Annotated in this window: 15 protein-coding genes and 6 pseudogenes; 16 read left to right on the top strand and 5 right to left on the bottom strand. The window is 67.4% G+C overall.

What is annotated here, in order from left to right:
• The first annotated feature begins 78 nt into the window (after window positions 1–78).
• Window positions 79–1,440, top strand: a complete 1,362-nt coding sequence (rimO, locus tag ACZK2V_RS16435; protein ID WP_486322590.1) for a 30S ribosomal protein S12 methylthiotransferase RimO — start codon at window positions 79–81, stop codon at window positions 1,438–1,440.
• Window positions 1,437–2,273, top strand: a complete 837-nt coding sequence (locus ACZK2V_RS16430) for a DUF3025 domain-containing protein (protein WP_486322589.1) — start codon at window positions 1,437–1,439, stop codon at window positions 2,271–2,273. Before rimO ends, ACZK2V_RS16430 begins: the two co-directional genes overlap by 4 nt.
• Window positions 2,274–2,431: 158 nt before the next feature.
• On the opposite strand, the gene greB is transcribed toward ACZK2V_RS16430, so the two are convergent.
• Complete coding sequence (gene greB, locus ACZK2V_RS16425) at window positions 2,432–2,938, bottom strand: transcription elongation factor GreB (protein WP_032128239.1); 507 nt, start codon at window positions 2,936–2,938, stop codon at window positions 2,432–2,434.
• 78 nt (window positions 2,939–3,016) lie between these two features.
• A pseudogene (locus tag ACZK2V_RS16420) lies at window positions 3,017–4,520 on the bottom strand (helicase HerA-like domain-containing protein).
• A gap of 122 nt (window positions 4,521–4,642) precedes the next feature.
• Here ACZK2V_RS16420 and ACZK2V_RS16415 point away from each other — a divergent pair.
• Window positions 4,643–6,243, top strand: a pseudogene (locus tag ACZK2V_RS16415) (transglycosylase SLT domain-containing protein).
• 22 nt (window positions 6,244–6,265) lie between these two features.
• Window positions 6,266–6,613, top strand: coding sequence for a ribonuclease E inhibitor RraB (locus tag ACZK2V_RS16410; protein ID WP_107433337.1), 348 nt, complete (start codon window positions 6,266–6,268; stop codon window positions 6,611–6,613).
• A 91-nt stretch (window positions 6,614–6,704) separates the two neighbouring features.
• On the opposite strand, the gene asd is transcribed toward ACZK2V_RS16410, so the two are convergent.
• Both asd and ACZK2V_RS16400 read right to left on the bottom strand, forming a co-directional pair.
• Window positions 6,705–7,547, bottom strand: coding sequence for an archaetidylserine decarboxylase (asd, locus tag ACZK2V_RS16405; protein WP_049436790.1), 843 nt, complete (start codon window positions 7,545–7,547; stop codon window positions 6,705–6,707).
• Window positions 7,544–8,194, bottom strand: a complete 651-nt coding sequence (locus ACZK2V_RS16400) for an SCO family protein (RefSeq protein ID WP_329810641.1) — start codon at window positions 8,192–8,194, stop codon at window positions 7,544–7,546. Before ACZK2V_RS16400 ends, asd begins: the two co-directional genes overlap by 4 nt.
• A 122-nt stretch (window positions 8,195–8,316) precedes the next feature.
• On the opposite strand from ACZK2V_RS16400, the pseudogene prmB reads away from it, so the two are divergent.
• The 10 genes and pseudogenes from prmB (at window position 8,317) to ACZK2V_RS16350 (ending at window position 19,386) form a co-directional block, all read left to right on the top strand.
• Window positions 8,317–9,244, top strand: a pseudogene (gene prmB / locus ACZK2V_RS16395) (50S ribosomal protein L3 N(5)-glutamine methyltransferase).
• Window positions 9,241–10,344: a chorismate synthase gene (gene aroC / locus ACZK2V_RS16390; protein ID WP_154264094.1), complete on the top strand. Its 1,104-nt coding sequence runs from the start codon at window positions 9,241–9,243 to the stop codon at window positions 10,342–10,344. Before prmB ends, aroC begins: the two are co-directional and overlap by 4 nt.
• Window positions 10,337–11,374 (top strand): 2-hydroxyacid dehydrogenase, encoded by a 1,038-nt coding sequence (locus ACZK2V_RS16385; RefSeq protein WP_201116921.1) that lies wholly within the window; start codon window positions 10,337–10,339, stop codon window positions 11,372–11,374. The genes aroC and ACZK2V_RS16385 overlap by 8 nt, the downstream gene beginning before the upstream one ends.
• 91 nt (window positions 11,375–11,465) lie before the next feature.
• Window positions 11,466–12,492 (top strand): annotated as a pseudogene (locus tag ACZK2V_RS16380) (aspartate-semialdehyde dehydrogenase).
• 148 nt (window positions 12,493–12,640) lie between these two features.
• Window positions 12,641–14,695 carry a FimV/HubP family polar landmark protein gene (locus ACZK2V_RS16375; RefSeq protein WP_201116920.1) on the top strand — a complete coding sequence of 685 codons (2,055 nt, stop codon included), beginning with the start codon at window positions 12,641–12,643 and terminating at the stop codon, window positions 14,693–14,695.
• A gap of 26 nt (window positions 14,696–14,721) precedes the next feature.
• Window positions 14,722–15,084: a VOC family protein gene (locus ACZK2V_RS16370; protein WP_032128247.1), complete on the top strand. Its 363-nt coding sequence runs from the start codon at window positions 14,722–14,724 to the stop codon at window positions 15,082–15,084.
• A gap of 32 nt (window positions 15,085–15,116) precedes the next feature.
• Entirely contained in the window at window positions 15,117–15,887 is a 771-nt protein-coding gene (truA, locus tag ACZK2V_RS16365; RefSeq protein ID WP_134952017.1) for a tRNA pseudouridine(38-40) synthase TruA, read from the top strand.
• On the top strand, window positions 15,884–16,540 hold the full coding sequence (locus ACZK2V_RS16360) for a phosphoribosylanthranilate isomerase (protein ID WP_019660598.1): 657 nt from the start codon (window positions 15,884–15,886) through the stop codon (window positions 16,538–16,540). The genes truA and ACZK2V_RS16360 overlap by 4 nt, the downstream gene beginning before the upstream one ends.
• A 253-nt stretch (window positions 16,541–16,793) precedes the next feature.
• Entirely contained in the window at window positions 16,794–17,483 is a 690-nt protein-coding gene (locus tag ACZK2V_RS16355; protein WP_080355441.1) for a hypothetical protein, read from the top strand.
• A gap of 48 nt (window positions 17,484–17,531) precedes the next feature.
• Window positions 17,532–19,386 (top strand): annotated as a pseudogene (locus ACZK2V_RS16350) (C40 family peptidase).
• A 48-nt stretch (window positions 19,387–19,434) separates the two neighbouring features.
• Here the strand turns inward: ACZK2V_RS16350 and ACZK2V_RS16345 are convergent.
• Window positions 19,435–20,322 carry a LysR family transcriptional regulator gene (locus ACZK2V_RS16345; RefSeq protein ID WP_032128249.1) on the bottom strand — a complete coding sequence of 296 codons (888 nt, stop codon included), beginning with the start codon at window positions 20,320–20,322 and terminating at the stop codon, window positions 19,435–19,437.
• 97 nt (window positions 20,323–20,419) lie between these two features.
• Here ACZK2V_RS16345 and trpB point away from each other — a divergent pair.
• Window positions 20,420–21,635: pseudogene (gene trpB / locus ACZK2V_RS16340) on the top strand (tryptophan synthase subunit beta).
• Window positions 21,632–22,312 (top strand): hypothetical protein, encoded by a 681-nt coding sequence (locus ACZK2V_RS16335; protein ID WP_049423832.1) that lies wholly within the window; start codon window positions 21,632–21,634, stop codon window positions 22,310–22,312. The pseudogene trpB and the gene ACZK2V_RS16335 overlap by 4 nt, the downstream one beginning before the upstream one ends.
• Window position 22,313 lies beyond the last annotated feature (1 nt).

The following is a 22,313-nucleotide window of genomic DNA, read 5'->3' as shown; positions in this document are numbered from 1 at the left end:
GGCGCCCTTTCAGGCCCCGGCCCCCAGGAACCCCTGCCACGACGGCAGGGGCCCAGGCCCCCAGAGTCCCGCGATTCCATGTCCCAGCTGAACCCCAAAGTCGGCTTCGTCAGCCTTGGCTGCCCGAAGGCCCTTGTCGATTCCGAACGCATCCTTACCCAGCTCCGCTCGGAAGGCTACGACATCGTGCCGTCCTACGATTCGGCCGACGTGGTGGTGGTCAATACCTGCGGCTTCATCGATTCGGCGGTGACCGAGTCGCTGGACGCGATCGGCGAGGCGATGAACCAGAACGGCAAGGTCATCGTCACCGGCTGCCTGGGCAAGCGCCCGGAGCAGATCCGCGAGGCGTACCCGAACGTGTTGGCGGTGTCCGGCCCGCAGGACTACCAGAGCGTGATGGAAGCGGTGCACGAAGCGCTGCCGCCCAAGCACGATCCGTTCGTGGACCTGGTGCCCGACTACGGCATCAAGCTGACCCCGCGTCACTATGCCTACCTGAAGATTTCCGAGGGCTGCAACCACAAGTGCAGCTTCTGCATCATTCCGTCGATGCGCGGCAAGCTGGTCTCGCGCCCGGTGGATGAAGTGCTGCGTGAAGCAGAGCGCCTGGTGCGTGGTGGCGTGCGCGAGCTGCTGGTGGTTTCGCAGGACACCTCGGCCTATGGCGTGGACGTGAAGTACGCCGAGAAGATGTGGCGTGACAAGGCCTACCAGACCCGCCTGAAGGCGCTGTGCGAAGGCCTGTCCGAGCTGGATGCGTGGGTGCGCATGCACTACGTCTACCCGTACCCGCATGTGGACGAGGTGGTGCCGCTGATGGCCGAAAACCGCATCCTGCCGTACCTGGACATCCCGTTCCAGCATGCCAGCCCGCGCATCCTGCGCCTGATGAAGCGCCCCGGCGCGGTCGAGAAGACCCTGGAGCGCGTGCAGAACTGGCGCCGCATCGCGCCGGACATCACCGTGCGTTCCACCTTCATCGTCGGCTTCCCCGGCGAGACCGAGGCCGAGTTCGAAGAGCTGCTGTCGTTCCTCGACGAAGCGCAGCTGGACCGCGTCGGCGCGTTCGCCTATTCGCCGGTCGAGGGTGCCACCGCCAACGACCTGCCGGATGCGGTTCCGGAGAAAGTGAAGCAGGAGCGCCTGGCCCGTTTCATGGAAAAGCAGGCGCAGATTTCCGCTGCGCGCCTGGAGGCCAAGATCGGCACCGTGCAGCAGTGCCTGGTCGACGCCATCGAAGGCGATATCGCGGTGGCCCGTTCCAAGGCCGATGCCCCGGAGATCGATGGCCTGGTGCACATCCAGAATGCCGACCAGGTGCCGTTGCGCGTGGGTGAGTTCGTCGACGTGGACATCACCGAGAGCGACGAGCACGACCTGTACGGTGACGCGCTGCCGGCCGCCACCCGCCCGGCATTCGATCTCAAGATGCTGTGACCGCGGCGACGACCGCCGCCGGTGACGGGGGCGGCGTCCGCCGTTTCGTGCCGCCGCCGCGTGCGGCGGTCGATCCACAGGTGTTCGGGCACCCGGTGTTTGCCGGATTGCGCGACGTTCGTGATCTGTTGGAAGGCCTGGAGTGGCCGGCCGTCGCCGTGCTCGATGCGCGCCTGCCACTGCCCGGCAAGCACTTGATCGAGCAGGATGCCACGCTGCTGGCCGACGGCCTGCACTACGAAGCCCGCATCGCACAGGGCCGCATCGCCACCCGCGCCGACAACTGGCATGACCTGTTCAACGCACTGGTGTGGGCCCACTACCCGCAGCTCAAGCAGGCGCTCAATGCGCAGCAGTGCCGGCATATCGAGGCGATGCCGCCGGGTCAGCGCAACCGCGCGCAGGCGGCACTGACCCAGTTCGACGAAACCGGCGTGATCGTGCGTGTGCGCGATCACACGCTGCTGGCTGCCTGGGATGTGCACGACTGGTGTGCGCTGTTCGAATCGAGACACTGGCTGAGCGGCGACATCGCCATCGCTGCGGTATTCGGGCACGCGCTGATGGAGCAGGCGCTGCTGCCGAGCCGCCGGCTGGTGGGCAAGTGCGTGGTGGTGCACGGCAAAGCTGATGTCACCTGCGTTGACGCAGTGACCGCGGCCATCGCCGAAGGCAGGGCAGTGACCGATCCCCTGCAGTTGCGTCCGCTGCCGTTGGCTGGAGTTCCGGGCTGGCACGAGAGACAGGACGCCGACTTCTATGCAGATGCCGAGTACTTCCGCCCGTTGCGTGCCGGCCGCCAGTATCCGCCGCCGTTGCACGGGGCTATGTAGAGTCGACTGTCAGTCGACTGCTCTTCGTTCCGAGGCCGTGAACGCCTGACAGATGGCTTCGGCGAGTCATCAACCGCGATTGAGGATCGCGGTGCGTTTGCCGTCCGGCTGCGGAGGTTTGTGCCGCGCTTCGCGCGGTAGTCGACTGACAGTCGACTCTACAACGGCTCGTATTCCACCCCGATTACCGCAAAGGTGAACTGGCCGCCGGGCAGCTCCACCGAGAATTCATCATCCAGCCGCTTCTTCAGCAGTGCACGTGCCAGCGGCGAATCGATGCTGATCCAACCCAGGCCTGCGTCGGTCTCATCCGGGCCGACAATGCGATAGCGGCTGGTGTCGCCACTGTCCACGTTCTCCAGTTCCACCCACGCACCAAAGAACACCGCCTGAGGATCGGTCGGCGTGGTGTCGACCACGCGCAGCGATTCCAGCCGCTTGGTCAGGTAGCGCACGCGGCGGTCGATTTCACCCAGCTGCTTCTTGCGGTAGGTGTACTCGGCGTTCTCGGAGCGGTCGCCTTCCGCGGCAGCGGCGGCCAGCGCCTTCACCACCTCCGGGCGGCGCACACGCCACAGCTCATCCAGTTCGGCCTTCAACCGGGCGTGGCCGGAGGCGGTGATCAGGGCGGTACTCTTTTCTGCAGGGGGACGCCAACGCGACATGTGGTGCAACTTCTTTTCAGGGGAACGATGGGGCCGGGTCCTTTCCACAGGAAAGGCCTCCGACCCCGGGAGGGCAGGTCAGCGTTTGCCGCCGAAGATGCCGCCCAGCAGGCCGCGCACGATCTGGTTGCCCAGCTTGGTGCCAACGGTACGCGTGGTCTGCTTGGCCATGGTCTCGATCATGCCCTGGCGGCGCTTGGTGCCGAAGATCGCATCCTTGATCGCCTGGCCGAAACCGCCTTCCTGCGCCTCGTCCTGCTCGCGGCTGCGGGCCGCCGGCGCCTGCGCCTGCTCGACCGTCTTCTGCGCGCTGGGCCAGCAGCTCGGCGGCCGATTCGCGGTTGATCGCGGTGTCGTAGCGGGTGCCGACCGGGCTGCCGGCACGCACCTGGGCACGTTCGGCCTCGGTGATCGGCCCCATCCGGCAGCGCGGCGGTGCGATCATCGTCTGCTGCACCGGCATCGGCACGCCCTTGTCCTGCAGCGTGGAGACCAGTGCTTCGCCGGTACCGAGCTGACTGAGCACCTTGGCCACGTCCAGCTTCGGATTCGGCACGAAGGTCTCGGCAGCGGTCTTCACCGCCTTCTGGTCGCGCGGGGTGAACGCACGCAGTGCGTGCTGTACGCGGTTGCCGAGCTGGCCGAGGATGTTGCCTGGCACGTCGTCGGGGAACTGCGAGCAGAAGTACACACCCACGCCCTTGGAGCGGATCAGGCGCACCACCTGCTCGATACGCTGCACCAGCGAGGCCGGTGCGTCGTCGAACAGCAGGTGGGCCTCGTCGAAGATGAAGACCAGCTTCGGCTTGTCCAGGTCGCCCACTTCCGGCAGCTGCTCGAACAGTTCCGACAGCAGCCACAGCAGGAAGGTGGAATACAGCTTGGGCTTGAGCACCAGCTGGTCGGCGGCGAGGATGCCGATCATGCCGCGGCCGTCGTGGTTGACCCGCATGATGTCGGCCAGTTCCAGCGCCGGTTCGCCGAAGAAGTTCTCGCCACCGTCCTGCGCCAGGCGCAGCACCGAACGCTGGATCGCGGCGATCGACTGCGCGCTGACCAGGCCGTACTCGGTGGAGATGTCCTTGCGCTCCTCGGCGACCAGGCCGAGCAGGGCGCGCAGGTCATCCATGTCCAGCAGCAGCAGGCCGCGATCGTCGGCCAGCTTGAATACGATATCGAGCACCCCGGCCTGGGTGTCGTTCAACTCGAGGATGCGTGCCAGCAGGGTCGGGCCCATTTCGCTGACCGTAGTGCGCACCGGGTGCCCGAGCTTGCCGTACAGGTCCCAGAAAATGGTCGGGCTGGCGGCCGGCGCGTAGTCGGCCACGCCGATCTCGGCGGCGCGCTTGAGCAGGTTCTCGGCACCGGTGCCGGGCACGGCCAGGCCGGACACATCGCCCTTCACATCGGCCAGGAACACCGGCACGCCCAGCCGCGAGAAGCCCTCGGCCAGGGTCATCAAGGTCACGGTCTTGCCGGTACCGGTGGCGCCGGCCACCAGGCCGTGGCGGTTGCCGAGTTTCGGCAGCAGGGTGACGGCAATATCATCGGTGATGCCTTTGCCGAGCAGAATCGGATCCATGGTCCAGCCCTTGTGGTGAATAGCCCAATGTTAACCGCCGGCGGTGACGGGCCGAAGGTCGGCTTGCCCGGACCTTGGCGGCGCCGCTACTCTGCCTGCCTGTTTCGCACACAGTGCCATCAATGCCCGTTCCTGTCCTGATTTCCCGCGGTTGGCCGCTGCTGGCCCTGGCCGGCCTGGTTTCCCTGGCGCCCGACGCCCATGCGCAGCGGGTTTCGGCCCGGGACAAGGTGAAGGTGGATGCGCTGCAGCAGCGCATGACCGCCGCCGAGAAGCGCTACAGCGATGCGCTGCTGCTGGTCGCCAATGCCGACCCCAAGGGCAGCAACGAGGCGGACGCCGCGCTGGAGGACATGGAAGATGTCCTCAACGACTGCGTGAAGCAGAAGGGCTGCCAGATGGGCACCCTGCTGGCCAGCTACAAGCGCCTGCTCAAGCATGATGCTGATGCCGCTGCCAGCGATGACGTGGCCGATGAAGGTGGTGACCGCCTGGAAGCCGACCCCGACCATATCGGCCCGCTTACCGCCGACGTGCCGGAGGCCGCGCGCTGCAGCGCTGCTCAACGACAAGCGACATGCCTTCGACAGCATGGTCGAATACAACCCGGCGGTGCAGGCCGGCATCCGCCGCTGGCTGACCGACATGCGCCCGGCGCTGCTGACCAGCTACGAGAACTACCAGAACCTGCGCGCGGTGATGTGGCCGGAGTGGGAAAAGCGTGGTCTGCCGGAGGCGCTGCTGTTCGGCATCATGGCCAAGGAGTCCAACGGCCGTGTGCATGCCTCCTCGCGTGCCGGCGCCGCCGGGCTGATGCAGTTCATGCCGGCCACCGGCCGCCGCTTCGGCCTGGGCCCGGACGGCACCGGCTTCGACACGCGCTTTGACGCACGCAGTGCCGCCGAGGCCAGCGCCAGTTATCTCAACGAGCGCCTGCGCGAACTGAACAACAACGTGGAAATGTCGGTGGCCGCCTACAACGGTGGCGAAGGCCGCGCCGCGCGCGTGTTCAAGCAGAGCGGTGGCCAGAGCTTCTGGACCGACAGCGTCTACAACCAGTTCCCCGGTGAAACCAAGGACTACGTGCCGATGGTGATCGCCGCGGCCTGGATCTTCCTGCACCCGCAGCAGTACGGTGTGGAGCTGCCGAAGATCAGTGCGCAGCCGGCCACGCTGCGCCTGGCCAAGTCCACCACCATCTACGAACTGACCATCTGCCTGGGCAGCCACGGCACCCGTGATGGCTACATGCGCGCTGCGCAATCTCAATCCGCGCTATGAGGCCGATGGCTGGATTCCGGCCGGCACGCTGATCAACGCCACCACCCGCATTGCCGGCCTGTACCAGCGCAACTGCGTCAGTGGCCCGCGTGCCGACCTGGCCCGCACCCTGATCACCGCCGATCTGAACGCGGCGATCAAGCGCCCGACCGCCGCCAGCTACACCGGCAGCGTGGCCGTGGGCGGCGTGGTGCCGGTGGCCGACGCCGCGGCCTCCACCAGCGTGCCGACCACACCGGTCGCTCCGGTGGCCACGCCGCGCCCGGCGGCGCGCCCGAAGCCGGTGCGCAGCCACAAGGTGGGCCGGGGTGAAACCCTGGGCGCCATCGCGGCCAAGTTCCAGTGCGACGTGCCGACCCTGGCCCGTGCCAATGGCCTGAAGGCCCCGGCCTACAGCCTGCGCCACGGCCAGACGCTGAAGCTGCAGGGCTGCGACAAGTAATCCCCCCGACCCTGGAATCCGCATGGACCTCGAAGACACCCGCAACCTGTTCGCCAACCTCCGCGAAAACACCGACTGGGACATCACCGGCCCGTTGCTGTGGGGGTACTTCTTCGTGCACTCCACTGCCGAGCCGTTGCAGGCACTGGCGCAGCACCTGCAGGCGCAGGGTTACACCTTCGTGGAATTGTTCGAGCAGGATCCGGAAGAGGGCGACGCGCCGTTCCACGTGCTGCATGTGGAGCGCGTGGAGATCCACGACGAAGCCTCGCTTGACCGCCGCAACCAGGAATTCGCAGCGCTGGCCGCGGAGAAGGGCGTGGAAGACTACGACGGCATGGACGTCGGCCCGGCCCCGGCCCTGCAGTAACGCGCGTACCGGTAGTGCCGGCCGCTGGCCGGCAATGCTCGTCGCGTTGGATCAACGGAGATGCCGGCCAGCGGCCGGCACTACCGAAGCCTCAGCGCAGCTTCGCCAGCGCCTGGCCCAGCTGCACCGGGCTTTCGGCGCCCAGCTGCGGGGCGAACTCGGCTACGCCCGGCGGCAGCAGCACGATCACGGTCGAGCCGTAGTTGAAGCGCGCCATCTCGGCGAAACGCTCCAGCTGGATGCCCTGGCCGCGGTAGTCCTTGCGGGTGATGCGGTCACCGTAGGCCGGAATTTCTTCGCCGCTCCACACGGTTTCCACGCCGGACACCAGCAGCGCACCGACCATCACGCTGACCATCGGGCCGAAGCTGGTATCGAAATGGCAGACCAGGCGCTCGTTGCGCGCGAACAGGCGCGGCACGCCGTTGACGGCGGCCGGGCCGACGCTGAACAGGCGGCCAGGCACGTGCACGGTTTCGCGCAGGGTGCCGGTCCACGGCATGTGCACGCGATGGTAGTCGCGCGGCGACAGGTACACGGTGGCGTACAGGCCGTCGTTGTACGGCTTGGCGTCCTCGTCACTGCCCAGCAGTTCGGCGGCGGTGAACGACTGGCCCTTGGCCTGGAAGATGCGGCCGGCCTCGATCTTCCCCAGCTGGCTGATGCGGCCGTCGGCCGGCATCACCAGGCTGCGCGGATCGGCATCGGCCACGCGCGCACCCGGCTTCAGCGCACGGGTGAAGAACTGGTTGAAGGTCGCATAGCTGCGCGGGTCCGGGTTGGCCGCTTCGTCCAGGTTGACGTTGAACTTGCGGGTGACCGTGTCGATCAGCCAGCGCGATACGCGCGGATCGTCCGAGTACGCCAGCGAACGCGCCATCGAGGACAGCAGGCGGTGGGGCAGGGCGTACGTCAGGGCGGTGGTGAGGCTCATGGGGCGGTTTTCTCGGTCAGCTTCTGCAGGTCGCGGGCAATGGCCGGCGCGTTGAACGGGGGCCGCACCAGGCCGGCAAGGCGGCCCTGCGGGTCGAGCACGGCCAGGCTGGCCGAGTGCTCGACGGTGTAATCCTCGGGGTTCTCGTCGAAGTGCTTGCCCGACACCTTCTGGAACACGAAGCCCAGCGAGGTGGCGAAGCGCTCCAGCGAGGGCACATCGGCGGTGGCGGCCAGGGTGTCCTTGTGGAAGCCGTGCACGTACTCGCCGAGGCGGGTGGCGCTGTCACGGTCCGGGTCGACCGAGATGAACAGCACGCGCGGGCGCAGGCTGTCGGGCAGGGCCTCCCACTGGTTCTGCGCGCCGGCCAGCTCGGCCAGGGTGGTCGGGCAGACGTCCGGGCAGAAGGTGAAGCCCAGGAACACCAGGGTCCAGTGACCCTTCAGTTCGCCCGGGATCAGGCGGGTGCCGTCGGACTGGGCCAGATTGAAGTCGGGCAGTTCGCGCGGCTGCGGGTACAGCGTGATCGCTTCGGTGGCCGGGGCATTGGCCGGCGGTTTCGGCGCGAACACCTGCTGGGCGGCCAGCAGGCCGAGACCCGCCGCCAGGGCGATCAGCAGGATGATGCCGGCGTTGCGATTGAACATGGGAGCCCCCGCGCGAAGTGGGCTCCATCATACCGGCTGCGGCCCGATCGTTTCTGCCGCAACGGATGCCGCCGCGGGCGCCAGCCCCTATAATCGAGGGCCACTTTGCCCGCAGTACCGCCATGACCGCTGAAACGGCCGCCGAACTCCACACGATCATCGATCTGATCCGCTACGGCACCAGCCGTTTCAACGAAGCCGGGCTGACCTTCGGTCACAGCTACGACAATGCGCTGGACGAGGCCACCCAGCTGGTGCTGCACAGCCTGCACCTGCCGCACGACCTCGGCCCGGCGTACGGCCAGGCGCGCCTGCTGCAGGAAGAGAAGGTGCGTGTGCTGGAACTGTTCCAGCGTCGCATCGACGAACGCATCCCGGCCGCCTACCTGACCGGTGAGGCCTGGTTCGCCGGTCTGAGCTTCAAGAGCGACAAGCGCGCCCTGGTGCCGCGCTCGCCGATCGCTGAACTGATCGAGTGCGGCTTCGAGCCGTGGTTGGCCGGCCGCGATGTCAGCCGTGCGCTGGACCTGTGCACCGGTTCGGGCTGCATCGCCATCGCCATGGGCCACTATTACCCGAACTGGGAAGTGGACGGTGTCGACCTGAGCGACGACGCGCTGTCGCTGGCCGAGGAAAACAAGGAACGCCTGCAGGCGCACAACGTGACCCTGCTCAAGTCGGACCTGTTCAACGGCCTGACCGGTCGCCACTACGACCTGATCGTCACCAACCCCCCGTACGTCACCAACGACGAGACCGATGCCCTGCCGCAGGAATACTCCTACGAGCCGGAGATGGGCCTGCGTGCCGGCGACGACGGCCTGGACCTGGTGCTGAAGATCCTGCGCGATGCGCCGCTGCACCTGAGCGAAGACGGTCTGCTGATCTGTGAAGTGGGCGAATCCGAGCAGCACCTGATCAAGCTGCTGCCGGAAGTCGACTTCGCCTGGATCGAATTCAAGGTTGGCCAGATGGGCATCTTCGCGGTCGAATGCCGTGAGCTGATCGCCCACAGCGCGCATCACCGAACTGGCGGCGCAGCGCCCGTGAGTTCCAATTCGTTCGGCAAGCTGTTCACCGTCACCACGTTCGGCGAGTCGCACGGGCCGGCCATCGGCTGCGTGATCGATGGCTGCCCTCCGGGGCTGGCGCTGGACGCGGCCGAATTCGCTCACGACCTGCAGCGTCGCGCTACCGGCAAGAGCCGCCACACCTCGGCGCGCCGCGAGGCGGACGAGGTCGAGATCCTGTCCGGCGTGTACGAGGGCCTGACCACCGGCACGCCGATCGCCCTGCTGATCCGCAACACCGACCAGCGCAGCAAGGACTACGCCAACATCGGCCAGCAGTTCCGCCCGGGCCATGCCGACTACAGCTACTGGCACAAGTACGGCATCCGCGACCCGCGCGGTGGCGGTCGTTCTTCCGCGCGCGAGACCACCATGCGCGTGGCCGCCGGCGTGGTCGCCAAGAAATGGCTGGCCGAGCGCTTCGGCGTGACCGTGCGCGGCTACCTGTCGCAGCTGGGCGACATCACTCCGGCCGGTTTCGACTGGTCGGCGGTGGAAGACAATCCGTTCTTCTGGCCGCACGCCGCACAGGTGCCCGAGCTGGAGGCGTACATGGATGCGTTGCGCAAGTCCGGTGATTCGGTCGGTGCGCGCGTTGACGTGGTGGCCGACAACGTGCCGCCAGGCTGGGGCGAGCCGATCTACGGCAAGCTCGATGGCGAACTGGCCGCCTCGCTGATGAGCATCAATGCGGTGAAGGGCGTTGAGATCGGCGACGGTTTCGCCAGCGCCGCACAGAAGGGCACCGAACATCGCGACCTGCTGACCCCGCAGGGCTTCGCCAGCAACCATGCCGGCGGCATCCTCGGTGGCATTTCCACTGGCCAGCCGGTGGTCGCCTCGATCGCCCTGAAGCCGACCTCCAGCCTGCGCCTGCCGGGCCCATCGCTGGACACGGCCGGCAACGTGGTGGAGGTGGTCACCACCGGTCGCCACGATCCCTGCGTCGGCATCCGCGCCACCCCGATCGCCGAGGCGATGGTGGCGATGGTGCTGATGGACCAGGCGCTGCGTCATCGCGCGCAGTGCGGCGATGTCGGCACGATCACCCCGCGCATTCCCGGGCAGATCGATGGCTGACACGCGGCCGACCGTGTGGGTGAGCCAGCCGCTGATCGACGCGGCCATCGCGCCGCTGCGCGATCTCGTGCAGCTGCGCAGCACCGACACCGTCACCGCCTGGTCGCCCGACCAGATCGCCGAACAGCTGGCCAGCGCCGACGGCGCCATCATCACCCTCAACGAGCGCATTGGCGCGGCACAGGTGGCCGATGCCGCGCAGCTGCAGGTGATCGCCAATGTCGGGGTCGGCTACAACAACCTGGACGTCGACGCGCTCAGCGCGGCCGGCATCCTCGCCAGCAATACCCCGGACGTCCTGACTGAAACCACCGCCGATCTCGGTTTCGCTCTGTTGATGGCCACCGCGCGCCGCATCACTGAATCCGAGCGCTGGCTGCGCGAAGGCCAGTGGCAGCAGTGGTCGTTCCAGACCATGCTCGGTGCCGACATCCACGGCAGCACGCTGGGTATCCTCGGCATGGGCCGCATCGGCCAGGGCATCGCCCGCCGCGGCGCGCATGGTTTCGGCATGAAGGTGCTGTACCACAACCGCTCGCAGCTGCACTCCGCGACCGAGGCGGAGGTGGGGGCCCGTTATGTGGACCTGGACACGCTGCTGGCGCAGTCCGATCACCTGCTGCTGGTGCTGCCGTATACCCCGGCCTCGCACCACCTGATCGATGCCGCCGCGCTGGCGAAGATGAAGCCGTCGGCGACGCTGGTGAACATCGCCCGCGGTGGCCTGGTCGATGAGATCGCGCTTGCCGATGCGCTGGCCAACGGCCGCCTTGCTGCAGCGGGTCTGGATGTGTACGAAGGCGAGCCAAAGGTACGCCCCGAACTGCTGGCGCTGCGCAACGTCGTGCTCACTCCGCACATCGGCAGCGCCTCGCTGGCCACACGCACGGCGATGGTACAGCTGGCCGTGGATAATCTGGTTGCCGGGCTCGGCCTCGACGGCGGTCCGTCGCGCATGCCGAGCGCGATCAACGCTGACGCGGCGATGGCCGCGCGCGTGACTCTGGGCAAAAAAACCGGGAAACGATAGGGAACCTCCGCGCGTCCCGCTTGAGGAGGTTCCCCGAACCCAGCTGTCGTGCGTGTTTTTCCCCATCCCCGTTTTCGTGAGAGTTTCCCCCATGAGCAATGCACAGCGCAGTTTCCACGTCGCCGTCGTCGGTGCCACCGGTGCGGTCGGCGAGACCATGTTGTCGATCCTGGCCGAGCGTGATTTCCCGGTCGGTACCCTGAGTGTCCTCGCTTCCGAGCGTTCGGCCGGCGGCGAGATCGAGTTCAACGGCCAGAAGGTCAAGGTCCAGGACCTGGCCACCTTCGATCCGAGCGGCGTCGAGATCGCGCTGTTCTCGGCCGGCGGCAGCGTGTCCAAGGAATACGCACCGAAGTTCGCCGCCGCCGGTGCGGTGGTGATCGACAACTCCTCGGCCTTCCGTTACGACGATGACGTGCCGCTGGTGGTGTCCGAGGTCAACCCGGAGCAGGTCGCCAACCGTCCGCGCGGCATCATCGCCAACCCGAACTGCTCGACCATGCAGATGCTGGTGGCGTTGGCACCGCTGCACCGCAAGTACGGCATCGAGCGCATCAACGTCTCCACCTACCAGTCGGTGTCCGGCGGCGGCCGTTCGGCCACCGAGGAACTGGGCAAGCAGACCGGCCAGCTGCTGAGCTTCCAGGAAATCGATCCGCAGCGCTTCCCGGTGCAGATCGCCTTCAACCTGATTCCGCACATCGACGACTTCCAGGACAACGGCTTCACCAAGGAAGAGATGAAGCTGATCTGGGAGACCCGCAAGATCCTCGGCGACGACAGCATCCTGGTGAACCCGACTGCGGTGCGCGTGCCGGTGTTCTACGGCCACTCCGAGTCGGTCGCGATCGAGACCCGCGATAAGGTCACCGTGGCCGAAGCACGCGCTGCTGGAGCAGTCGCCGGGCATCGAAGTGGTCGATCGTCACGAAGCCGGTGGTTACCCGACCCCGGTCACGCATGCGTCGGGCACCGACGCGGTGTACGTCGGCCGCATCCGTGAGGACCTGTCGCACCCGCGCGGCCTGAACCTGTGGATCGTGTCGGACAACGTGCGCAAGGGCGCGGCGTTGAATGCCGTGCAGCTGGCCGAGCTGGTCGCCGCCGAGCAGCGCTGATCACAGCGGTTGCCTCACCGGTAGTGCCGGCCGCTGGCCGGTATTGCCGTGATGGGGGCGTGCGTGTGTGCCGGCCAGCGGCCGGCACTACCGAAGGTCTCCCATCGGTGGGTGCGGACCCCGGTCCGCACGCTTTATAGTGTCGCCCATGAATAAACGGGCCAAGGGCGCAAAGCGCCCGCTCACCTATCTGTCCGCCGCACTGCTCGCCCTGGCCAGCAGTTCGGCGCTTGCCCTGGGGTTGGGCGACATCCGGGTCCTGTCCAAGCCGGGCCAGCCCCTGCTGGCCGAAATCCCGGTGGTCTCGGCGGACCCGTCCGAACTGGAAAACCTGCGCGTGGCGCTGGCCTCACCGGTCACCTTCGAACGTGTCGGCCTGCAGCGGCCAACCGGACTGGTCAGTGAACTGCAGTTCGAACTGACCCGCGACACGCAGGGCAGGGCGGTGGTGCGCGTCACCTCGCAGGCGCCGGTGGAGACGCCGTCGCTCAGCTTCCTGATCGAAGCCGACTGGGGCCAGGGCCGCCTGGTGCGTGAGTACTCGGCACTGGTCGATGCGCCGCCCAGTGCGTTGGCCGTGGCCGAGCCGGAAATCGTCGCGCCGGCCGGTACGCTCTCCAGTACCATCGTGCGCGAACCTGCACCGGCTTCGGTGCCAGCAGCAGAGACGCCCACGACGCCGCCACCAGCGGTGGCGCCAGCACCGGCACGCCCGCGTGCGGCCTCCGCGCCAGTTGCTGCACCGGCGGCCGATGGCAGCATCACCGTGCAGCGCGGGCAGACCCTGTCGGAGATCGCCAGTGCGGTGGCACGTGGCAACCAGGTCAGTCGCGACCGCGCGATGATCGCCCTGCTGCGTGCCAATCCCGAAGCCTTCATCCGCGGCAACGTCAACCTGCTCAAGCAGGGTGCGGTGCTGCGCATGCCCGGCAGTGATGCGCTTGCTGCGGTCGACGCTGCCGAAGCGGCGACGCTCGTGCGCGAGCATGCCGCGCAATGGCGGCAGGCACGTACCGTGCCGCAACCGGTGGGCATGGCCGCACCGGTTGCCAGGGCGGCAGCCACGAACGCTTCTTCCCCGGCTGCGGCCAATGGGGCACGACTTGAGATCGCTCCGGCGCTGGCGTCCGACGCCGCGCACGTGGGCACAACCACCGGCACCGCTGCCGGCAGCGAGGGTGACATGCTGGGCAACGAACAACTGCGCCAGGCGCGTGAGGACATCGCCACCCGCGATGCCGAGATCGGCGAGCTGAAGCAGCGCGTGGCCGACCTGGAAAAGCTCAAGGAACAGCAGCAGTCGCTGATCGCGATGAAGGACAACGACCTGGCCGCCGCGCAGCAGCGCCTGGCGCAGGCACCGGATGCCCGCGATGCGGCAACGCCGTGGTACTGGCTGGGGCTGCCGGTCCTGCTGCTGGCGGCGGGCGCCGCCTGGCTGCTGCGTCGTCGCAAGCCGTCGCCGCTGCCGCCGCTGCGTGAGGAAGACGATGCCGCCGGCCTGGCCGCAGCGGTGCCGGCGGGTGCGGCGCTGGATACGCTGGCCGAGCAGTCCTCGTGGTCATCGGCTGTTGCCGGCAATGGCCGCCAGGAACCGGCGATGCCCGACTGGGCGACCGAAACCGAAGTGCACGACGTAGTGGTCGCCGAACCTGTCGCCGAGCGCGCGGTACGGGCCGACTGGCAGGCCGACACGCTGCGCGACGAGGACGCGGTGGCCTTGCCCGAAGCGGTGACCGATCTGCCGCGCTGGGACGATTCCGCAACCACCGCCGACGAGGCTGCCGTCGCCGTGCCGCTGCAGGACGAACGCGTTGTACTGCAGGCGCCGGCCGACGTGGCGGTGCCGGATTACGCACTGCATGCCGAACAGCAGCCGCAGTTCCGCGGCGTGTTCGATCTGCCGGCCGACGCGCATGACAACGAGGCGCCGGCGGATGCCGCTCATCCCGAAGCCATCGACGGCATCGACCATGGCAGCATCGAGGCCTCTCATTCCGACGACATCGCGTCGAGCGCGGCCGCGCCTGCCGGCGACGCCGGCTGGTCGCCACGTGCCGGCCAGGAGCGCCTGGAACTGGCCATTGCCTACCTCGATCTGGGCGACGCGCAGACGGCGCGCACGCTGTTGCTGGAAGTCGCCGAAGGCGGTGACCTGCACAGCCAGGCCCAGGCCCGCGAACTGCTGGCCCGCCTGCCGTGACCGAATCTGCCGACAAGGACCTTGCCATGAGCCGCGAACGCCGCATCGACTACGTTGAATTCGCGTCCAGCGACCCGGCTGCCAGCCGTGCCTTCTTCGAGAAGGTGTTCGGCTGGTCGTTCGTCGACTACGGCAGCGACTACACGGCGTTCGACGATGGCCGCCTGCAGGGCGGCTTCTTCCGTGGCCAGCCGCAGCGGGCCAGCGACAGCGGTGCACCGCTGCTGGTGCTGTATGCCGACGCACTGGCACCGGTCGAGGCCGCCGTGCGCGACGCCGGCGGCGAGATCGTGCGCGCGGTGTTTTCTTTCCCCGGTGGCAGCCGCTTCCAGTTCGTCGAGCCCGGTGGCAACGAACTGGCGGTCTGGTCCGAACGCGATCCGGCGTGAGCGCCGCCCCATCCGCAACATCGAGGTAGCACATGCGTTATGCGCTTGGCGTCGAGTACGACGGCAGCGATTTCAGGGGCTGGCAGAACCTGGGCGAGGGTGGTCCCAGCGTGCAGGCCAGCCTCGAGCAGGCCCTGTCATCGGTGGCTGATGCGCCGCTGCAGGTGATCTGCGCCGGCCGTACCGATGCCGGCGTGCATGGCCAGTGCCAGGTCGTGCATTTCGATACCGACGTGGTGCGCGATCCGCGCGCCTGGATGCTCGGCACCACCACCCGCCTGCCGCGCTCGATCGCGGTGCGCTGGTGCGTGCCGGTGGCCGATGATTTCCACGCCCGCTTCTCCGCGCGTGCGCGCCGCTATCGCTATCGTCTGCTCAACCGCGAGGTACGGCCTGCGCTGGACCGGCAGACCCTGAGCTGGGAGCGCCGTGCGCTGGACGAGACCCTGATGCATGCCGCCGGCCAGGCATTGCTTGGTGAGAATGACTTCAGCGCGTTCCGTTCGGTGCAGTGCCAGGCGCTGCATGCGCGGCGTGAACTGCAGTCGCTGCAGGTCAGCCGTCATGGCGAAGTGATCGAAGTCGCAGTACGTGGCAATGCATTTCTTCATCACATGGTCCGCAATATCGTCGGATCGTTGATCCTGGTGGGCAGCGGCGAAAAACCGGTGGAATGGATCGCCGAACTGCTGGCCGGGCGCGACCGCACCGTAGCTGGTCCCACCGCACCGCCGCAGGGCCTGGTGTTCCTTGGGCCCCTGTACCCCGACAACTGGCATCTGCCCGCCGAGGTCACGCTATGAGCCGTTCCTACTACCGTACGCGCATCAAGTTCTGTGGAATGACCCGTGCCGGCGACGTCCGCCTGGCCGGTGAGCTGGGCGTGGACGCAGTGGGTTTCATCTTTGCCCGCGAGAGCAGCCGCCGGGTTGCACCGGCCGAGGCCCGCGCGATGCGCCAGGCGATCGCGCCGATGGTCGACGTGGTGGCGCTGTTCCGCAACAACAGCAAGGAGGAAGTGCGCGAGGTGCTGCGTACGGTACGTCCGACCCTGCTGCAGTTCCATGGTGAGGAAGACGAAAGCTTCTGCCGCAGCTTCAACATGCCGTACCTGAAGGCGATCGCCATGGGCGGCCGTGAAGAGGTCAACGCCCGCACCCTGCAGCTGCGCTACCCCAGCGCTGCCGGCTTCCTGTTCGACAGCCACGCCCCGGGTGGCGGTGGCGGCACCGGCGTGGCGTTCGACTGGGGCCGCGTTCCGACCGGGTTGCACCGGCCGTTCCTGCTGGCCGGTGGCCTGAACCCTGAGAACGTCTACGATGCCGTGCTGGCGACGCTGCCGTGGGGCGTGGACGTCTCCAGCGGTATCGAGCTGGAGCCGGGCATCAAGGACGGCTACAAGATGCGCACCTTCGTCGAAGAAGTGCGTCGCGCGGATTGCACCGTTCTGGAGTGATCCGCGTCACCTGAGGGGTCACCCGGAATGTCATCGTCGACGGTGCGGCCCGCCGTGCCGTGAAGGCGGGCGAATCCTGAATGCGATGAGTATCACGCTTTCGGTTGATTCAGGTTCCAGCGCCAAAAAGTCGACACCCCCCGAACATCTGATCGGACACAATGCGCCCAGCCTGTCTTGGCTGGGTGCGATGCCGTGTGCGTGTCGCTGGCCGCACCCTTGATATACGCCCTACCTTTCGAACGAGGACGCAATGGATATGCCCCATCTCTCTTCCCGCCGTATCCGCCTGGCCCGCCTGACGCTCGTGCCCAGCCTGCTGCTTGCCTTGGGCGCGTGTGCGGCCGGTGACTCATCCGCCCCGACCGCATCGGCACCGGCCGCTGCCGCACCGGCAGATGCACCTGCCACAGCACCGGCCACGGTTCCGGCGGCAGCACCGGCAGCCGACGGCCTGGCTGCGCTGATCCAGGCCAGTGGCGTGAAATGCAGCAACGCCAGTACAGGCAGCGGCTGCACGGCGGGCGATGTGGACAGCGGTGATTTCTACGATGTCGAACTGTCGCCGGACTGTGGCGACCAGGGTTTCTTCGCTGGCGTAGCCGATGCCAAGGGCGTGGAGACGTTGAGTGCGGTGCCATCCACCGGCAGCAAGGCCAGCGTGACCGCGAAGCTGTCGAAGGGGCAGCTGGTCTGCGTGCAGGGCATCGGACGCACCGGACAGAATCCGCTGTTCTATTACGTCGTTGCGGTTCCCGCTGCGACGGTCGGCAAGTGCAAGGGCAACACGTTGTGTGACACCTATGGCGACAGGCCGATCACTGGCCTGGCGACCACGGGGGGCGAGGCCTGCCATGCGGCGGCGCCGGGACGTTACGCCGGGAACTGCGCACAGGGCTGGGTCAGTGCGGACGTGCTCGACGTGTTTTCCAACGGAATGTAATCACCGCCAGGGGAGCGGTCCAATCAACCACTGGCAAAGGAACAGCTCATGTCGGATCCAAAAATCACCCGGCTGATCAGCAGCGTAGGTACCACGCGCACGCTGGAAATGGACGATGGCAGTGTCGTCGAACGATCAGGCGGCAGCGTCTCGTGGCGCAACAACAATCCTGGCAACCTCAAGTTTGAATTCGCCGGCAGCGCGGACAAGACGGTAACCAATCCGCGTACCCGCGAGCAGGCGCTGGAATCGGCGCAGGGGCGCTACAAGGGCGTGGTCGATCTTGACCAATGGGGCAACGCGGTTTTCGAAAGCTATGAAGCCGGCCGGGTGGCGAAGATCCAGCTGCTCGAACGCCGGTTCGGCGACAAGACCGTGGAGGAAATGCTGCCGAGCTACTCCACCAAGGATTACAGCGGCACCACCCACCACAAGGAGCAGGCGGCCACCATCTATGCCGAAGGCGATCGCCAGGGTGTCGACCTGCGCTCGAAGACCGTCGGCCAGATGAGCGTGCGCGAGCGTGAAGTGCTGGCCGACGGCATTCGCCGTTTCGAGGGCTGGCAGCCGGGCGAGGTTGCCACGCAGCAGCCTCCCACGCGCACACCGGCGGCTGCGCCCGTGCAGACCCAGACCCAACCGCAGGTACAGACGCCTTCGGCGGCGGCGCCCGCTGCGGGCCAGGCCGCGGCTGCAGTCGGCAGTGCCGCACTCTACAACGAGGCCTATCAGCATTTCATGGCCTCAGGCCGCCAGTACGAATACGGGCGCCCGGACCATCCGCGCCCGGGTCGCGACAGCAGCCGGCTGGAGCGTGACCTCGATGGTGACGGACGCTTCGGCGTGGATTGCTCGGCGTTCGTATGGCGCGGCCTGAAGAACGCGGGTTACGACGTGCGTGGCGAGAACGCTGCGGGGTTCACTACGTCGACGCTGTTCAATGGTGCGAACACCACGGCTTACGCACGCGAGCATTTCGATGTGACCTCGGCTGCCGAAGCACGCAAACCGAACGGATCGCTGAAGCAGGGCGACATCCTGATGTTCTCCTCGTCGCAGGGCCAGCATGTCGGCATTTTCAAAGGCTACGACGCGCAGGGAAACATCCAGTTCATCGGTTCACAGGGAAGCACCGGGCCGGCCGAAGTCACCATCCGGCCGGGCGGGTACTGGGATGGCGGAAGCACCCGCATCGTTGGTGCGCTGACACCGAAGCCGGAATTCCAGGTGCGCGCCGCTGCACGGCAATGGCGAACCTGCGCTGTCCCGGCCAACCGCCACCGTGCAGCCGGCTGCATCACACGCGGCCGCCAGCGAGGTGATGAAGCAGGGGCAGCGTGGCGCGGACGTGCAGGCGTTGCAGCAGACTCTCAACCAGCTCGGTGTGCGTGATGCGCAGGGCCATCGGTTGTCAGAGGATGGTCGTTTTGGTGATCACACCCGCGAAGCGGTGATCGCGCTGCAGAAACAGCAGGGGCTGGTGGCCGATGGGATTGTCGGTCGCCAGACCGCTGCCGCGCTGGCGGCGGGCCGTGCGCAGGGCCATGAACCTGCAGCGGCTGTACCGAAGGGGCCGTCGCTGAACGATGCATCGCATCCGGACCACGCACTGCACAACGCCGTCCGCAGCAAGCTTCCCAGCGTGTTTTCCGAAGAGGCTGCCGCCAATATCACCCTGCATGCAAAGCAGAACGGAATCGACGCGGCCGACAAGCTGCAGAGCATCACGGTGCAGGATGGCAAGGCGTTCGTGATGGGCACGACGCCGGGCTTCCGCACCGCGGTGGACCTGGCCCAGGCGCCGCCGTCGCTGGAGCAGACCAGTGCCAAGCTGCTGGCAGATCCTTCGCACCAGCAGCAGGTGCATGAGGAGCAGCAGCGGGTCGCGATGGGCGGTCGCTGAGGCCTGTGTTGCCGGCTCCGGGCGGTGAACGCCGCCCGGGGCCTCGTCTCATTGCAGCTGTGCTGCTGCCCAGTCGGCCAGGGCGTCCACCCGTGCATCGGCCGGGCCATCCGGCCGCGCCAGCACCCAGAAGCCGCCGGTGGCGGTAAACCCCCACGGTGCGACCAGCCGGCCTGCTGCCAGATCTTCGGCCACCAGTGGCTCCGGTGCGATCGCCGGGCCCAGCCCGGCCACGGCTGCTTCCAGCAGGTAGTACAGATGTTCGAAAGCGGTGCCCAGCTGCAGCTTCGCGGTGTCCAGATCGTGCGCCTGCGCCCACGCCGGCCACGCCTGTGGCCGTGAGCTGGTGTGCAGCAGCGTTTCCTGCAGCAGCGCCGAGGGCGGTACCTGCCGCAGGCGCTGCGCGGCCGGATGCGAGGGTGCCACCACCACGCCGACCCGTTCCGGCGCCAGCTCACGCACCTGCCAGCCCCGTGGCCACGGCCCCTGCGCCAGCAGCAGCACGGCATCCAGCGCCGCCTGTGCTTCGGTGAAACTGCCATCCAGCGCCGACCACTGCAGGCGCACGCCGGGCAGGGCGGCCTGCAGCACGGGCAGGCGCGGGATCATCCAGCGCGCCAGTACGCTGCCGCTGCAGCCCAGCACCAGTGCTGGGGCCGCCGTCGGCCGGCGCAGCTCGCGCACGCAGTCTTCGATGCCGCTGAACGCCTCGCTGCACGCAGCCTGCAGTCGCGTGCCCGCAGCGGTCAGACGCAGCCCGCGGCCGGCACGCTGGAACAATGCCAGGCCGAGATGATCCTCCAGCAGCTTCAGTTGCCGGCTGACCGCGCCGTGGGTGACATGCAGGTCCTGCGCGGCGCGCCCAACCCCGCCCAGACGGGCGGTGGCCTCGAACGCACGCAGCGCATTGAGGGGAGGCAGCAGGGAACGACTCATGTGAGATTTCCTGACGATATGCGCCAGATAATATCCATTTTCCGGTCACGACCCGTGCGCTAGAGTATCCACCTGTCTCGAACCAGCGGTCGCTTCCATGTCTGCCTCCCCCATTGCCGACTACCACGCCTTCCCGGATGCCCAGGGCCACTTCGGCCGCTACGGCGGCAGCTTCGTTGCCGAAACCCTGGTCGGCCCGCTGCAGGAACTGGCCCAGGCCTATGACCAGGCCCGCCAGGACCCGGCATTCCAGGCCGCTTACGACCGCGACCTGGCCCATTACGTGGGCCGGCCGAGCCCGATCTATCACGCCCAGCGCCTGAGCGATCATGTCGGCGGTGCGCAGATCCTGCTCAAGCGCGAGGACCTGAACCACACCGGTGCGCACAAGATCAACAACACCATCGGCCAGGCGCTGCTGGCCGCGCGGATGGGCAAGAAGCGCATCATCGCCGAGACCGGTGCCGGGCAGCATGGCGTGGCCAGTGCCACCGTTGCCGCGCGCTTGGGCCTGGAATGCGTGGTGTACATGGGCGCCACCGACATCGAGCGGCAGAAGATCAACGTCTACCGAATGAAGCTGCTCGGTGCGACGGTGGTGCCGGTCACCTCCGGCTCGGCCACCCTGAAGGACGCGCTCAACGAAGCGATGCGCGATTGGGTGACCAACGTGCAGGACACCTTCTACATCATCGGCACCGTGGCTGGTCCGGATCCGTACCCGCGCATGGTGCGCGATTTCAACGCCATCGTCGGCCGCGAAGCACGCGAGCAGATGCTGGCCGAGTACGGCCGCCTGCCGGATGCGATCACCGCCTGCGTCGGCGGCGGCAGCAATGCCATCGGCCTGTTCCATGCCTTCCTCAACGATCGCCAGGTCGAGATCGTCGGCGCCGAAGCTGCCGGTGATGGCATCAGCACCGGTCGCCATGCCGCCTCCATCGCGGCGGGTCGCCCCGGCGTGCTGCACGGCAACCGCACCTATGTGCTGTGCGACGACGACGGCCAGATCATCGAGACCCACTCGGTATCAGCCGGCCTGGACTATCCGGGTGTCGGGCCGGAGCACGCGTTCCTGGCCGATACCGGCCGCGCGCTACCTCGGCATCACCGATGAGGAAGCGCTGCAGGCCTTCCACCTGCTGGCGCACACCGAAGGCATTCTGCCGGCGCTGGAATCCAGCCATGCGCTGGCACAGGCGATCAAGCTGGCGCGTGAGCGACCGCGTGACCAGATCGTCCTCTGCAATCTATCCGGCCGTGGCGACAAGGACGTGCACACCATCGCCGCGCGCGAAGGGCTGGTGCTGTGAGCGCGCTGCTGCGGAACAGCGGGGTGCTTCTGCTGGTGCTGGGCCTGGCCGCGTGCCAGCCGCCGGAACCGCCAGTGCTTGCGCCGGCCGCCAAAGCCACCGCGCAGTCCGCACAGCAGCCGGCCGCCAACGATGACCTCGACCCGATGGCGCGTACGCCGATCGTCGATCCGCCGTCTGCGGAAGAGAGCAACGGCGACAACGCCCCCGCCGTCGCCTCGGTGGCACTGGACCATGCCGGCGAAGTGCTGGTCGGCCAGCACATGGGGGACCTGAAGTCACTGGGGCCCTGGAAGGCACAGGGCGCGAAAGAGTTCTTCGAAGGCGACTGCGAGTACTACGACGGCAGGGGGTTGCCGCCGGGCGTGTCGATGATGACCGACGACGACCGCGTGGTCCGTTTTGATCTGAAGCCGGGCGACGACCCGGAACTGCCGGTTGAACAGCCCGGTCCATTCGGCCTGCGCATCGGCATGACCCGTGCCCAGGCCATGGCGCAGTTCCCGAAGCCGCCGGTATCCAGCCCGCATGCCTACGACGGTGACCAGGGCGAGTACCTCACCTGGCAGGACCCGGGTTCGGACCTGGGTATCCGCCTGGAACTGTTTGAAGGGAAGGTCACCCGGATGTACTGGGGAACCAGCGATGCGATTGAACTGATTGAAGGATGTGCCTGAA

This window comes from Stenotrophomonas sp. 93052_Sma (assembly GCF_056481145.1).
Note: the sequence above shows the minus strand (reverse complement) of the source record. Positions and strands in the feature narration are given on the sequence as shown.